The organism is Salmonella enterica subsp. diarizonae (assembly GCF_008692785.1).
GTDB lineage: Bacteria > Pseudomonadota > Gammaproteobacteria > Enterobacterales > Enterobacteriaceae > Salmonella > Salmonella diarizonae.
Genome location: NZ_VXJV01000009.1, coordinates 122,199 through 136,617, shown reverse-complemented (window position 1 = coordinate 136,617; position 14,419 = coordinate 122,199). Strand labels below are relative to the sequence as shown.

Here is a 14,419-nt window from a genome sequence, read left to right as displayed (position 1 = left end):
GCCAAGGAGGTGGTTCCTGGTACAGCTAGCATTTATGGGTTATGTTTTTCAGCGCGTTGAATAATACCCGTATTGAGCGAAGCGGTATGTGATCAATTTCTAAGAATCTTCCCGCCATGAAAAAATAACCGCAATTAACTACTTAGCATGGGGGTTACGCGTTGATTCGCCTGAGAAATTACGCATCAATAGTGCGTAATCCACCCTGACATCCTGCGGGACAGGCATCCAGACGGTATAGCCGTCGCCAGGCGCCACCGGCATAGCGTCGCCTTTGGCATTCTCCATCTGTTCCAGGGTGAAATTGATATTTCCCTGTGGCGTCATCAGCTCCAGACTATCGCCGACGGAGAATTTATTCTTCACCGCCACGGCCGCCAGTTGGCCTTTACGCTCGCCGGTGAACTCGCCGACAAATTGCTGGCGTTCGGAAACGGAGTACCCGTACTCGTAGTTCTGGTAATCGTCGTGCGTATGGCGACGCAGGAAACCTTCGGTATAGCCGCGATGGGCCAGACCTTCCAGCGTTTCCAGCAGCGTGGGGTCGAAGGGTTTACCTGCGGCGGCATCGTCGATGGCCTTACGGTAGACCTGCGCGGTACGGGCGCAGTAATAAAAGGATTTGGTGCGGCCTTCGATTTTCAGCGAGTGGACGCCCATTTTCGTCAGGCGCTCCACGTGGGCGACAGCGCGCAAATCTTTTGAGTTCATGATATAGGTGCCATGCTCGTCTTCGAACGCGGTCATGTATTCGCCCGGTCTTTGGGCTTCTTCTATCATAAACACTTTATCCGTCGGCGCGCCGATACCGAGCGTCGGCTCAACGTTCTGTACCGGAATCGGTTCGTGCTTATGCACGATGTTGCCGACAACGTCTTCTTTTCCTTCCTGCACGTTATATTCCCAACGGCAGGCATTGGTGCAGGTGCCCTGGTTCGGATCGCGTTTGTTGATGTAGCCGGAAAGCAGGCAGCGGCCGGAGTAGGCCATGCATAGCGCGCCGTGGACGAAAATTTCTATTTCCATATCCGGCACCTGTTGGCGAATTTCCTCAATCTCTTCCAGCGACAGCTCGCGGGAGAGAATCACACGGGTCAGCCCCATCTGCTGCCAGAATTTTACCGTCGCCCAGTTTACGGCGTTAGCCTGTACCGACAGATGAATCGGCATTGCCGGGAAGTGCTCGCGTACCAGCATAATCAACCCGGGATCGGACATGATCAGCGCATCCGGGCCCATCTCGACGACGGGTTTCAGGTCACGGATAAAGGTTTTGAGCTTGGCGTTATGCGGGGCGATGTTCACCACCACGTAGAATTTTTTTCCGAGCGCGTGGGCTTCGTTGATGCCAAGCTGCAAATTTTCGTGATTGAATTCGTTATTACGCACGCGTAAAGAGTAGCGCGGTTGGCCCGCATAGACGGCATCGGCGCCGTAAGCGAAAGCGTAACGCATGTTTTTCAGCGTTCCCGCCGGCGAAAGGAGTTCTGGTTTAAACATCATTTTCTCGTTCTGATGACAGGTCAGATCCGCCTCACCTGATGAGGCGGCTGGAGGAGAGTCCTCACTTTAAGGGCGGGCATTGTAGCGCTGTGGCGCGGGGAGGTAAAGGATAACGCCGGATGGTGGGCGTGATAAGCGAAACGCCATCAGATAATCCTGCACGCGTCTGCTTCCCAGCGATATCCCACCCCGTAGACCGCACGTATAAATGACTGTTCGGCATCCAGCGATTCCAGTTTGCGGCGCAGGTTTTTAATGTGACTGTCGATAGTGCGATCGGTCACCACACGGTAGTCGTCGTAGAGGTGATTTAACAACTGCTCGCGGGAAAAAACTTTACCCGGTTCAAGCGATAAGGTTTTTAGCAGACGGAATTCAGCGGGGGTTAAATCCAGCGCTTTACCACACCAGGAGGCCTGAAAGCGGCTTTCATCAATCATTAACGGGCTTTCGGCATCCTGCTGCTGGAGTTCGCGCTGCGGTTTACAGCGGCGCAAAATCGTTTTTACGCGGGCCACGACTTCGCGCGGGCTATAAGGCTTACAGATATAATCATCGGCGCCGATTTCCAGCCCAAGCAGCCGATCGATCTCTTCGATTTTGGCCGTGACCATCACAATGGGGATGTCGGAAAAACGGCGAATCTCCCGGCATAACGTCAGACCATCGGTACCCGGCAGCATCAGATCCAGCAGGATCAGATCCGGCGGCGTTTGACGCACATACGGCAGTACCTTGTCGCCGTGATTGATGAGCGTGGGGGCGTAACTCGCCGCGCGTAAGTAGTCGATAAGCAACTGTCCCAGCTTGGGTTCATCTTCAACAATCAAAATGCGCGGCGTGTTTTCATCAATGGGTAACTCAGTCATACTTCTCTCTGTAAATCGCCATCCAGCGGTAACTCTACTGTAATGCTAACCCCGCCAAAAGGCGAATGAGCGGCGTGAAGATGACCGTTATGCGCGTGTACAATATTGACGCATATCGCCAGCCCCAGTCCAGAACCGCCGCTGGCGCGGTTACGGGAAACTTCTGTGCGGTAAAAACGTTCAAAAAGTTTTTGTAACTGTTCATCGCTGACGCCCGGTGCAGAATCGGCAAAGGTCAGGAATAATGATTTGTCGCGTTGTTCGGCCGAAATATGCAGGCCGCCGCCGCTGTCGGTGTAGCGCAGACTGTTTTCCAGCAGATTATTAAACAGTTGCATCAGGCGATCCGGGTCGCCGAAGATGGTCATGCTATCTGGCAATGCGTAATGTAGCGTTAGCCCTCGGCTGGTAAAACGCTCTCTGAACGCGCCGCCAGCGACTTCCAACAGGGGAACAAGATCGACGGTAGTTTTTTGGTAAGCCAGCGCTCCCTCGTCAGACAACGAAAGCTGATGCAGATCGTCAACCAGTTTGGTAAGCGTACCGACTTCCGCCTGTAGCGAGGTAACGGATTCCGGCGTGAACTGGCGAACACCATCCTGAATGGCTTCCAGTTCGCCACGCAATACCGCCAGCGGCGTGCGCAGTTCGTGGGAAATATCCGCCATAAAGTCGCGGCGCATCTGTTGGTTTTTTTCCAGCGTGCTGGCAAGCTGGTTAAAGTCCTGCGCCAGTTTTCCCAGCTCATCGGCGCTGGTTGGGGTCACGCGAGTGGTAAAATCTCCCGCCGCCAGTCTGTGCGTACCCTCGACCAACCGTTTGACCGGAGCGAGCAGGCCGCGCGCCAGCAAAAACGTCGCCAGCGCGGCCAGCAACGTTGATAACGCCACGATCATCCAACTGGCGCGCCGCTGCTGCTTATCAAAATTAATATCCGTATTGCGCGTCAGCCGCTCGACAGGAGAGGCGATAACCGCGCCGACTTCGGCGCCATTGACCAGAATGGGCCGGCGAGTACCGTCATGCGGCACCGGACCGCGTGGGCCGACCAGCACACGGCCATTTTGATCGACGACCCAGAACTGGGTGCGCCAACCGTGCGGCGGCATACCGGGGCCGGGTTTATCCCGGTCGTTGTCATGCTCAAATGAACGCAGAATCTGGAAAACGAAGCGATCGTTGTTGCGTAAAAAACGCCAGTTGCCGTGTTGCTGGTACTGGTCGCCCAGCGCATCGCCCAGCATTTGTAGCCGCTGCTCGTTACCGTGTTTGATATAGTCAATAAATCCGCGTTCAAAACTGACGCGTACGGCCCAATGCATACTGATCAGCAGCACGATGCAGGTGGCGAAAATCGCCAGAAACAGCTTGCCGGTGATTCCGGGCCGCCAGACTTTCATTACAGGCTCCTTTTACGCCGTGAAATGACCATGTTTTGCTGTGTATCGTTCGGTACGCGGGAAAAAATTATCGCCGGTAGCGCGATAATAACCGCCATACATAGCCAGGTGTACATAAAGACGTGATGTGTGGCGCTACTGTCTATACCAATATGCTGTTGACCAAACATACCCAGCAGCATTCCGGCAATAGTGACGCCGATACTCATCGAGAGCTGCATAATCATCGATAATAAGCTATTGCCGCTGCTGGCCAGCGTATCGGGAAGGTCTTTTAGCGTTAGGGTATTCATGGAAGAAAAACGCGCCGAGTTCACCATTCCCTGCAAAAGCAGTACCAGCGGCAGGAGATAATACCAGCCGAGCAGCGCGACCGACATAAACAGCAGGCTAACCAATGCCAGTCCGAGCGTGGTCGCCACCAGAACCCGACGATAGCCAAAACGGTTAACTATCTGCACCACAATCCGCTTCATTCCCATGCTGCCCAGCACCATGGGGATCATCATCAAGCCGGCATGAAACGGTGAAAAACCGAGACCAATCTGCAAAAAGACCGGCGTAATAAACGGCAGCATACCGCTGCCGATACGCCCGGCAAAACTGCCCAGCAACCCCAGTGAAAACGTGGGCGTACGGAACAATCGCAGGCTGAATAACGCGCCTGAGTTTTTTTTAGCATGAAGGAGATAGAGCAGAATTGCTGCCGCGCCGCCCGCAGCAAGTCCGGCTAATGTCCAGGACGTGATCCCCATGTTTTTACTACCGTCCAGCGCCAGCGTCAGTACCGCCATGCCGATGGCTAGCAGCAGGAACCCCGGCAGGTCAAAGCGCCGGGTTTCTATGGTGTAGTTCGGCATCAGCATAAAGGTCGCGATAGCGCCGACAATTCCTACCGGGATATTGATCAGAAAGATCCAGTGCCATGAAGCATATTCCACCAGCACCCCGCCCAGCGCGGGGCCGAGTAACGGCCCTACCTGGCCTGGCAGGGTGACGAAGGTCATCGCCGCCATATATTGCGCACGCGGCACGATTTTCATGACCGTCAGGCGTCCCACCGGCACCATCATCGCGCCGCCTACGCCTTGTAAAACCCGCGCTAATACCAGTTGATTAAGCGTGCCGGAGAGGGCGCAAAACAGCGAACCCAGAGTGAACAGCACGATAGCGGCAAAGAAAATATTACGCACGCCGATTTTATCTGCCAGCCAGCCGCTGGCGGGGAGCATCACGGCGACGGTGAGAACATATGACACCACTACCATGTGCATATGCAGCGGGCTTTCCCCCAGGCTTTTCGCCATGGAGGGCAGCGCAGTGTTGACGATGGTGGTATCCAGCGACTGCATAAAAAAGCCGAATGCCACAATCCAGAGTTGCCAGCGGGTGTTGTCAGGAAGTTCTGTCATATCTCTACTACCGGTTTGCTATTTTTACGCGAAAAACGCAGCCGCAGACGATCGAAAAAGAGGTACACCACCGGCGTGGTATAGAGCGTCAGGAGCTGACTCATGACCAAACCGCCGACAATGGTTATCCCCAGCGGCTGCCGTAATTCCGAACCGTCTCCGCCAGATAACACCAATGGCAGTGCGCCGAACAGCGCCGCCAGCGTGGTCATCATTATTGGACGGAAGCGTAACAAGCAGGCCTGGAAAATGGCTTGTTCTGGCGTCAGGCCGCCGCGTCGTTGCGCTTCAAGCGCAAAATCGACCATCATAATGGCATTTTTCTTCACAATGCCAATTAATAGCATGATCCCTATCAGGGCGATTAGGCTGAAAGGGGCATTGAAGAGTTCCAGCGCCAGAAGCGCCCCAACGCCCGCCGATGGCAGAGTAGAGAGAATGGTCAGCGGATGGACGTAGCTTTCGTACAGTATCCCCAGCACAATGTAGACGGTAGCGATCGCCGCCACTATCAAAATAAGCTGTGAATTCATGGTCTGCTGGAAGACTTGCGCCGTTCCGGAAAAACTGCCGCGTACTGTCGGGGGAACGCCAAGCTGCGTCATGGTGCGATTAATGGCTTCCGTCGCCTGCGATAACGATGTGCCGGTCGGCAGGTTAAAGGCAATCGTGGACGCCGCGGAAAGCCCCTGATGGTTCACCGACAGCGGCGCATTGGCGGGCCGCCATTGGGCGAAATAAGAGAGGGGGATCGCTTTTCCGTCACGGTTGATAACAAACATTTTATCCAGCGCGCTGATATCCTGGCTATAGCGCGGATCGACTTCCATCACCACTTTATACTGGTTCATCGGCTGATAAATGGTGGAAATTTGCCGCTGGCCGAAAGCATTATTTAACAGACTGTTTGCGGCCTGAACATCAATGCCCAGCCGTGACATGGTGTCGCGGTCGTAGATAAGGTTCATCTCCGCGCCGTTATCCTGCTGGTCGGAGTTAACGTCCGCCAGTTGCGACAGGGCCGAGAGCGCTTTGCGTATTTTCGGCTCCCATTCGCGCAGCGCCGTCAGGGAGTCAGACAGCAACGTATATTGATAACTGGCGTTAGCCTGACGCCCGCCGACGCGAATATCCTGTACCGCCATCAGAAACAGCCTGGCGCCGGGTTCTTTTGCCAGTTTGGCCCGCAGTCGGTCAATGATTTGCTGCGCCGTCTCTTTACGTTCGCCGCGCGGCTTCAGCGTAATAAACATCATGCCGCTATTCACCCGCGATCCGCCGGTAAAACCGGTGACATTATTCACCGCCGGATCGTCGCGAATAATTTTCATAAAATCCTGCAGCTTGCCGCGCATGGCCTGGAAAGAGATGCTCTGGTCAGCCTGAATACCGCCCATCAGCACGCCGGTGTCCTGCTCCGGAAAGAATGTTTTAGGAATGGCGATATAAAGCCAGATGTTCAGCGCAATGGTGCCAAGAAAAACCCCGCCGACCAGACGCGTATGGTTGAGCACCCATTTTAACGAGGTGCCGTAACCTTGTTGCAAGGCGACCAGCAGACGGCCAACGCCCCGTTTACGCGGCTGGGTGCGCGGTTTGCTTGATTTAAGCATCCAGCCGCACATCATCGGCGTCAGCGTGAGCGAGACCACCAGAGAAATGCCAATCGCCACCGAGAGGGTGACGGCGAATTCCCGTAATAACCGCCCCGGCAGGCCACCCATTAACAGCAGCGGCAGAAATACCGCCACCAGCGACAGACTCATGGAGATAACCGTAAACCCGACTTCCCGCGTACCCTGTAATGCCGCCTGCAAAGGTTTCATTCCCGCCTCCAGATGGCGGGCGATATTTTCCAGCACCACAATGGCATCATCAACGACAAATCCGGTCGCGATAGTCAGCGCCATCAGCGACAGATTGTTGAGGCTGAAGCCGCACAGATACATGGCGGCGAAGGTGCCGATGAGCGAAACGGGAACGGCGACGGCGGGGATTAGCGTGGCGCGCCCGGAACGCAGGAATAAAAACACCACCAGGATCACCAGCGCGACAGAGATAGCCAGCGTCTCTTCTACCTCTTGCAGCGACGCGCGAATCGTCGGCGAACGATCCTGGGCGATTTGTAAATCGATAGCGGCGGGGATCATTGCCCGCAGTTCCGGCAGTTTTGCCCGGATGCCGTCTACCGTCTGAATAATGTTGGCCTCCGGCAGCTTGCGAATCATCAATAAAATAGCGGGCTTAGCGTTCGTCATCCCGGCGTTACGGACATCCTGTACCGAGTCGGTGACGCTGGCGACATCGCCCAGGCGTACCGCCGCGCCGTTGTTATAGTGAATAATCAGCGGCTGGTATTCGGCGGCGGTTTTCAGTTCGTCGTTGGTCTGTATTTGCCAGCGGTGGACGCTATCTTCAATTGCGCCTTGCGGTCGGCGTACGTTGGCGCTGTTGATCGCTTCGCGGACCTCATCCAGCGAGACGCCCTGGTTAAAGAGCGCCTGCGGGTTTAAGCTTACGCGTACCGCAGGCAGGGAGCTGCCGCCGACGTCAACATCGCCGACGCCGTCAATTTGCGCGATGGTTTGCGCCAGTTGGGTAGAGGCGAAATCATACAGTTCGCCCTGTGACCAGCTATCCGAGGTGAGCGTTAAAATCATAATCGGCGCGTCGGACGGGTTGGCCTTGCGATAAGTCGGGCGGCTGGGCATTCCGCCTGGCAACACGCTTTGCGCGGCGTTGATGGCGGCCTGCACGTCGCGCGCCGCGCCGTTAATATCACGGTCAAAATTAAATTCGAGAATAATACGCGTACTGCCGAGCGAGCTGCTGGAGGTCATTTCATTGACACCAGCAATGCGTCCCAAAGAACGTTCCAACGGTGTCGCCACCGACGAAGCCATGGTTTCCGGCGAGGCACCCGGCAGCGAGGCGCTAACCATAATCACCGGGAAATCGACCTGCGGCAGCGGGGCGACCGGCAGCAGTCGAAAGCCCAGAATACCGCACAGCGTAATGGCGGCGGCAATCAAAATGGTGGCGACCGGGCGGTAGATGAAAAGGGCGAAAAAGCGCATCTACGCCTCCTCTTTATGGCGCGGAAAGCGGCTTTTCACGTACAGCGACAGGCGGTCAAACAGGAGATAAATCACCGGTGTGGTAAACAGAGTTAATACTTGACTGACCAGTAAGCCGCCCACCATCGCGATCCCCAACGGGCGACGTAATTCCGCGCCAACGCCGGTACTCAACATTAATGGCAATGCCCCGAGCAGCGCCGCCAGCGTGGTCATCAGAATCGGTCGAAAACGCAGCAGACAAGCCTGGAAGATAGCGTCGCGCGGACTCATCCCCTGTTCGCGTTCGGCGGCGAGGGCGAAGTCAATCATCATGATGGCGTTTTTCTTCACGATGCCGATCAGCAAAATAATGCCGATAATGGCGATAATATCGAGCTCGCTACCAGCGATTATCAGCGCCAGCAGCGCGCCGACGCCCGCCGTAGGCAGCGTTGAGAGAATCGTGATCGGATGGATAAAACTCTCATACAGCACGCCGAGCACGATATACATCGCCACCACGGCGGCGACAATAAGCCAGACGGTGCTGCCCAGCGCCGCCTGGAAGGCGAGCGTACTGCCCTGAAACTGCGTTGTAATATCCGCTGGCAGGGCGAGCGTTTTTTCCGTATCGAGAATCGCCTGCACCGCATCTCCGAGCGAATAGCCCTCCGGCACGTTAAACGAAAATGTCGTGACCGGGAACTGATCTAAATGATTGAGGGAGAGCGGGGCGAAGCGCTGCTCAATGCTGGCAATCGCGCTGAGCGGTACGGTGCCGCCGTCGCGACTCGTCAGGCGAATCGTCTCCAGCGCCGCCAGTCCCGGCGTGCTGGCGGTATTATGTTCCAGCACGACGCGGTACTGGTTCGCCTGGGTATAAATCGTTGAAATCAGGCGTTGTCCGAACGCGTTGTAGAGCGCGTTATCCACATCCGCCATGCTGATACCCAGACGGCTGGCGCTGTCGCGGTCGACATTCACCCAGGCCGCTAATCCCCGATCTTGCCAGTCACTGCTTACCTCAGAGAGCTGTGGCGACGACTGTAACGCGTTCAGCAGTTTTGGCACCCAGTAGCTGAGCGCATCGAGCGTAGTGGCCTGCAGGGTAAACTGATACTGGGTGCGGCTGACCTGCGTGTCGATGGTTAAATCCTGCGTCGGCTGGAGATACAGCGCCACGCCGGGAATCGTCGCCACGGCGGTTTGCAGCCGGGAAATTACCTGTTGTACGCGGTCATCACGCGCATCCAGCGGCTTGAGGTTAATTTGCAGGCGCGCGCTATTCAGCGTGGGATTAGCGCCGTCTACGCCAACAAAAGTAGTCAGGCTTTGCACCGCCGGGTCCTGTAATATCCGCTCGGCCACCTGGCGCTGACGTTGCGCCATACTGGCATACGATGACGATTGCGGCGCCTGCAGAGTCCCCTGGATAATGCCGTTATCCTGTACCGGAAAGAACCCTTTCGGGATGACTATCCACAGCATAACGCTGAGCAGGAGCGTAGCGAATGCCACGCTCAATGTGAGCCATGGATGGTTGAGCACTTTCGCTAATCCGCGTCCGTAGCTGGCGATCACGCGTTCAAACACCCGCTCGCAGGCGCGGGAAAAGCGATTTTGTTTACGCAGAGATTGCTGGCTGAGCATACGCGCGCACATCATGGGCGTTAGCGTCAAAGAGACGACGGCGGAGATCAAAATCGCTACCGCCAACGTCACTGCAAATTCGCGGAACAGTCGACCAACAATATCGCCCATAAAGAGCAACGGGATCAGTACCGCAATCAGTGAAAAGGTGAGGGAAATAATGGTAAAGCCGATTTCACCCGCGCCTTTGAGCGCCGCCGCCAGCGGTTTTTCTCCTTTTTCGATGTAGCGTGAGATGTTTTCGATCACCACGATCGCATCATCCACCACGAAACCCGTGGCGATAGTGAGCGCCATCAGCGTCAGGTTATTAATGGAAAAATCCAAAAATACCATCACCGCAAAGGTGCCGATAAGCGACAGCGGTACGGCGACGCCGGGAATAATTGTGGCAGGAATATTGCGTAAAAACAGATAGATAATCATGACGACCAACGCGATCGCCAGCATCAGTTCAAACTGGGTATCGCGCACGGAAGCGCGAATATTGGTGGTGCGATCGGACAGGACCGTGACCTTCACCGATTTTGGCAGGCTTTCGGTAAGCTGGGGCAGCATCTGGCGAATGCTGTCCGCTGTCGCAATGATATTGGCGCCGGGCTGGCGTTGAACATTCATCACGATAGCTGGCGCTTGATTCGCCCATGCGCCGAGCCAGCTATTTTCCGCCCCCTGTTCGACGGTAGCGACGTCGCCCAGTCGTACCGGCGCGCCGTTTTGATACGCGATGATAAGCCTGCGGTATTCGTCGGCAGACTGCATCTGATCGTTAGCAGAAAGCGTCACCGCCCGTTCGGGGCCATCCAGACTGCCTTTCGCCGAGTTGACGTTGGCACCGGTAATTGCGGTACGGATAGTTTCGCTGGTCAGACCGAGCGCGGCGATAGCCTGAGCATTCAGTTTTACGCGTACCGCAGGGCGCTGCCCGCCGGCAAGCGTCACCAGCCCGACACCGGAGACCCGCGAGATCTTCTGCGCCACGCGGGTTTCTACCATGTCCTCTACCTGTGTCATCGGCATCGCGTTTGAGGTGACGGCAAGCGTCATAATCGGCGGGTCCGCCGGATTGACTTTGCTGTAAATCGGCGGATTCGGCAGGTCGGAAGGCAATAAATTGGTGGCTGCGTTAATCGCCGCCTGTACTTCCTGCTCGGCAACGTCCAGCGGCAGCGTCAACTGAAACTGTAGCGTCACCACCGATGCACCGCCGGAGCTTTGCGACGACATCTGCTTAAGTCCTGACATCTGGCCGAACTGGCGCTCAAGCGGCGCGGTAACGGCGGAGGTCATCACATCCGGACTGGCACCAGGGTAGAGCGTAACAACCTGAATAGTGGGGTAGTCGACCTCCGGCAAAGCGGCGACGGGCAGGAAGCGATAGCCGATAATCCCGGCGAGTAAAATCGCCGCCATCAGCAGCGTGGTGGCGACGGGGCGCAGAATAAACAGGCGCGACGGGCCGCCCGTACTGCCCGGAGGTAATACCTGCATCAGGCGCGCGCTCCTTTTTGCCCCTCATGGCGGGAAGGTGATTTTTCATCCGCCATGGTGGTTTGCGGCTCAACAACCTCGACTTTTGCACCTTCCGTCAGCCGATCAATACCATCGGTAACGACGCGATCGCCTGCCGACAATCCTGCGCTGATTACCACGTTTCGGTTATCCTGAGTACCGACTTTTACCCGCTTCTTGCTGACGTTATTTTCGTTGTTCAGCACCCACACAAAGTGGCCCTCATTGCCCATCTGCACCGCCGCGGCAGGCACCACAACGGCATTTTGTTCGGTATCGACCAGCATCCGGGCGTTCACAAATTGATTAGGGAACAGCGTATCGTCCTGATTCGTAAAGCGCGCTTTAATTTTGATCGTTCCCGTCGTGGGATCAATCTGGTTGTCCAGACTGAGCAATACGCCTTCGCTCAATTTGTGCGAGTTAGTCCGATCCCAGGCTTCTACGGTCAGAGTTTTCCCCGCTTTTTGCGCCTGAACCACGGTCGCGATATCGCTTTCCGGCAGAGTAAAAATGAGATCAATCGGGTGCGTTTGCGTAATGACGACAATACCCGCGGTATCGCTGCTGGAAATCTGGTTGCCGACATCCACCTGTTTCAGACCCACGCGCCCCGAGACCGGGGCAGTGATACGACTCCAGTCGAGCTGTAACTGTGCGCTGGCGACATTGGCTTCATCCGCTTTAATTGTCCCCTGGGTTTCGTTGACCAGCGCCTGTTGCGCATCCAGTTCCTGGCGGGAAACCAGATTGGTTTTTGCCAGTTGCTGATAGCGCGCCAGATCCCGACGCGCATTTGCCAGCGTAGCGTTATCTTTCGCCAACTGTCCCTGCGCCTGCGCCAGGGCGACCTTAAATTGGCTGGGATCGATTTGCGCCAGCAGATCGCCTGCGTTGACCTGCTGACCTTCCTGAAAGTGCAGGGCGATGAGTTGACCGTCCACGCGGCTACGCACCGTAACGGTATTCGCGGCGGTCACGGTACCCAGCCCGCTCAGATAGCGCGGTACGGCCTGCGTGGTCGCGGTCGCGGCCTGTACCGGCGGCAGAGGGCCGTCGCGCATACCGCGGCGACCTGCGGCGGCGGTATGCGGCGCTTGCGCGGCGATGCCCGGCGCGGCGGTCGGGCTTTCGCTACGGCTATGCCAGAACCAGAATGCGGCGGCGGCCACAACTACTCCAATCGCTATTGCCCAGCGGAAAGTGTTACTGCCTTTCATCGTGATAAGTTTCTCATCCTGAAACGTTTTGCGGAATGTTGCTCCCTCTATTGTAGTCAGCAGGGAAGGGAGAAAAATGGAGGAATTATGGAACACGGTCGGGATTATTCTGAATGGCGACCCGCTTTGCGAGGCGCTACGCAACTCTCATCGGTGAAAATCGTTAACGCGTCGGAGTGCGGTAAAGTGGCGGTACGGCAATGGAAGTAAGTCACCGATTTCAGCAGGACGCTGAAACGGGAAAGCCCCTCCCGAGGAAGGGGCCAAAATAAGGAAAGGGTTATGATGAAGTTAGTCATCATACTGGTGATACTCTTAGTGATTAGCCTCCCAGCTTACTAAGACACCAGGGGGAGGAGAAATCCTCCCTTACCCTCACTCCTGACGTTAAGCCACATCAAGAATAATGTCAATCCATCAGCGCTGAGCTTGCGAGGCGCTTAGCGGAAAACAACCTCCGCCCAGCGCGCCAGTCCTGCGGTGACGGAGCCGAAATCATCGCCGCCAGCGACGGGTATGCCCGGTAGCTGTTCGGAAAGCGCTTTTTTAATCAATGGTGAACGGGCGCTGCCGCCGGTCAGATAGATGACATCCGGTTTTTCCTGCGCGCTGTCCAGCGCCAGTTGCACCTGTTCCAGAATACGCGCCAGCGGTTGATCCAGCGCCGCTTCCAGTCCTTGCTGGCTGATAGCGACCGCCAGGTCGTCGCTGATAAATGGCAGCCGCGCCGTAACATCCGCCTGGCCGGAAAGGGCGATTTTGCTCTCTTCCGCGCAGCGTACCAGGCGGTAGCTAAGCCGATGACGCCAGACCTTGAGCAGCAACGCGACCTTGTCTGCTTCACGCGCGTTGCGAACCAAATCATTCAACAGACGACCATTCGCGCTACTGTAAAAATCGCTTTGCGCCGGGACGTCGTTAATCGCGACGGCGTTCCACCACGGCAGCACCGGCAGGGCGATGCCTTTTTCGGTTTCGCCGCCCATGCCCAGCAAAGGCATCAGATTTTTAAAGGCCAGCGCGATATCCAGATCGTTTCCGCCTACGCGGCAACCGCTGTGTCCCAACAGGCTGTTTTCACGATCGGCGCGCTGACGCCACTGCGGCCCCATCAGCAGCATGGAACAGTCGGTGGTGCCGCCGCCAATATCTACGACCAGCACACGTGTCTCTTCCCGCAGAGTAGCCTCGTAGTCCAGGCCCGCCGCGACCGGTTCGTACTGGAATACCACCTCCTGAAAACCGGCGCGTTTTGCCGCCCGCTCCAGAATACCCTGCGCCTGGCGGTTCGCGTCGTCGCCGCCCAGTCCCTGAAAGTTGATCGGGCGACCAATCACCGCCTGAGTGATAGCCTCCGGTAATTGGCTGTGCGCCGTATTACGAATATGTACCATCATGGCGCAGACCAAATCTTCAAACAGCGCAACCTGCTGCGGCTTCAGGCCGCTGGCGCCTAAAAAGGATTTCGGCGATTTGACGAACCAAACCTCCTGGGGATCGTCAATATAGTGCGCCAGCGACGCCAGACCAAACTGTACGCTTTGCGCGCGAACTTCAATATCTTCCTCGCGGTTGTAGCGTATCGCGCGGCGTAGCAGCGCCTGGGTTTCTTCGTCCGTTGTCGGCACATCATGATGGCGGTACAGCCACTCGCTCACCGCTTCGCGCGTCGGCGCGCACAGCATAGACGGCAGCAATGTGCTGTTATTTTCCATTGTCAGCAACTGTGGACGTCCGTCGCGCATAATAGCGACCGAGCAATTTGCCGTACCGTAATCAAATCCTATAAACACC

General features: G+C 56.3%; 10 protein-coding genes. 2 read left to right on the top strand and 8 right to left on the bottom strand.

Translation table 11 applies throughout. The features are described 5' to 3' along the window. Positions 1–138: 138 nt before the first annotated feature. The 7 genes from yegQ to mdtA form a co-directional block, all read right to left on the bottom strand. Positions 139–1,500 (bottom strand): tRNA 5-hydroxyuridine modification protein YegQ, encoded by a 1,362-nt coding sequence (yegQ, locus tag F4V72_RS18970; RefSeq protein WP_053528926.1) that lies wholly within the window; start codon positions 1,498–1,500, stop codon positions 139–141. A 149-nt stretch (positions 1,501–1,649) separates the two neighbouring features. Beyond that, a complete protein-coding gene (gene baeR / locus F4V72_RS18965) occupies positions 1,650–2,372 on the bottom strand; it encodes a two-component system response regulator BaeR (RefSeq protein WP_023248275.1) in 723 nt (240 codons plus the stop codon). Then, entirely contained in the window at positions 2,369–3,772 is a 1,404-nt protein-coding gene (gene baeS / locus F4V72_RS18960; RefSeq protein WP_136058197.1) for a two-component system sensor histidine kinase BaeS, read from the bottom strand. The genes baeR and baeS overlap by 4 nt, the downstream gene beginning before the upstream one ends. Next, positions 3,772–5,184: an MFS transporter gene (locus tag F4V72_RS18955; protein WP_136058198.1), complete on the bottom strand. Its 1,413-nt coding sequence runs from the start codon at positions 5,182–5,184 to the stop codon at positions 3,772–3,774. Before F4V72_RS18955 ends, baeS begins: the two co-directional genes overlap by 1 nt. Next, on the bottom strand, positions 5,181–8,261 hold the full coding sequence (mdtC, locus tag F4V72_RS18950; RefSeq protein WP_150342495.1) for a multidrug efflux RND transporter permease subunit MdtC: 3,081 nt from the start codon (positions 8,259–8,261) through the stop codon (positions 5,181–5,183). Before mdtC ends, F4V72_RS18955 begins: the two co-directional genes overlap by 4 nt. Then, entirely contained in the window at positions 8,262–11,384 is a 3,123-nt protein-coding gene (gene mdtB, locus F4V72_RS18945) for a multidrug efflux RND transporter permease subunit MdtB (protein ID WP_150342494.1), read from the bottom strand. It abuts the gene before it with no gap. Continuing rightward, positions 11,384–12,625 (bottom strand): multidrug efflux RND transporter subunit MdtA, encoded by a 1,242-nt coding sequence (gene mdtA, locus F4V72_RS18940; RefSeq protein ID WP_136058199.1) that lies wholly within the window; start codon positions 12,623–12,625, stop codon positions 11,384–11,386. The genes mdtB and mdtA overlap by 1 nt, the downstream gene beginning before the upstream one ends. Positions 12,626–12,712: 87 nt before the next feature. On the opposite strand from mdtA, the gene F4V72_RS24640 reads away from it, so the two are divergent. Both F4V72_RS24640 and F4V72_RS18935 read left to right on the top strand, forming a co-directional pair. Then, positions 12,713–12,835: a hypothetical protein gene (locus F4V72_RS24640; RefSeq protein ID WP_254888669.1), complete on the top strand. Its 123-nt coding sequence runs from the start codon at positions 12,713–12,715 to the stop codon at positions 12,833–12,835. A gap of 72 nt (positions 12,836–12,907) precedes the next feature. After that, a complete protein-coding gene (locus tag F4V72_RS18935) occupies positions 12,908–12,967 on the top strand; it encodes a type I toxin-antitoxin system Ibs family toxin (RefSeq protein ID WP_108418456.1) in 60 nt (19 codons plus the stop codon). A gap of 98 nt (positions 12,968–13,065) precedes the next feature. On the opposite strand, the gene yegD is transcribed toward F4V72_RS18935, so the two are convergent. Beyond that, on the bottom strand, positions 13,066–14,418 hold the full coding sequence (gene yegD / locus F4V72_RS18930; protein WP_053528864.1) for a molecular chaperone: 1,353 nt from the start codon (positions 14,416–14,418) through the stop codon (positions 13,066–13,068). Between the last annotated feature and the right edge of the window lies 1 nt (position 14,419).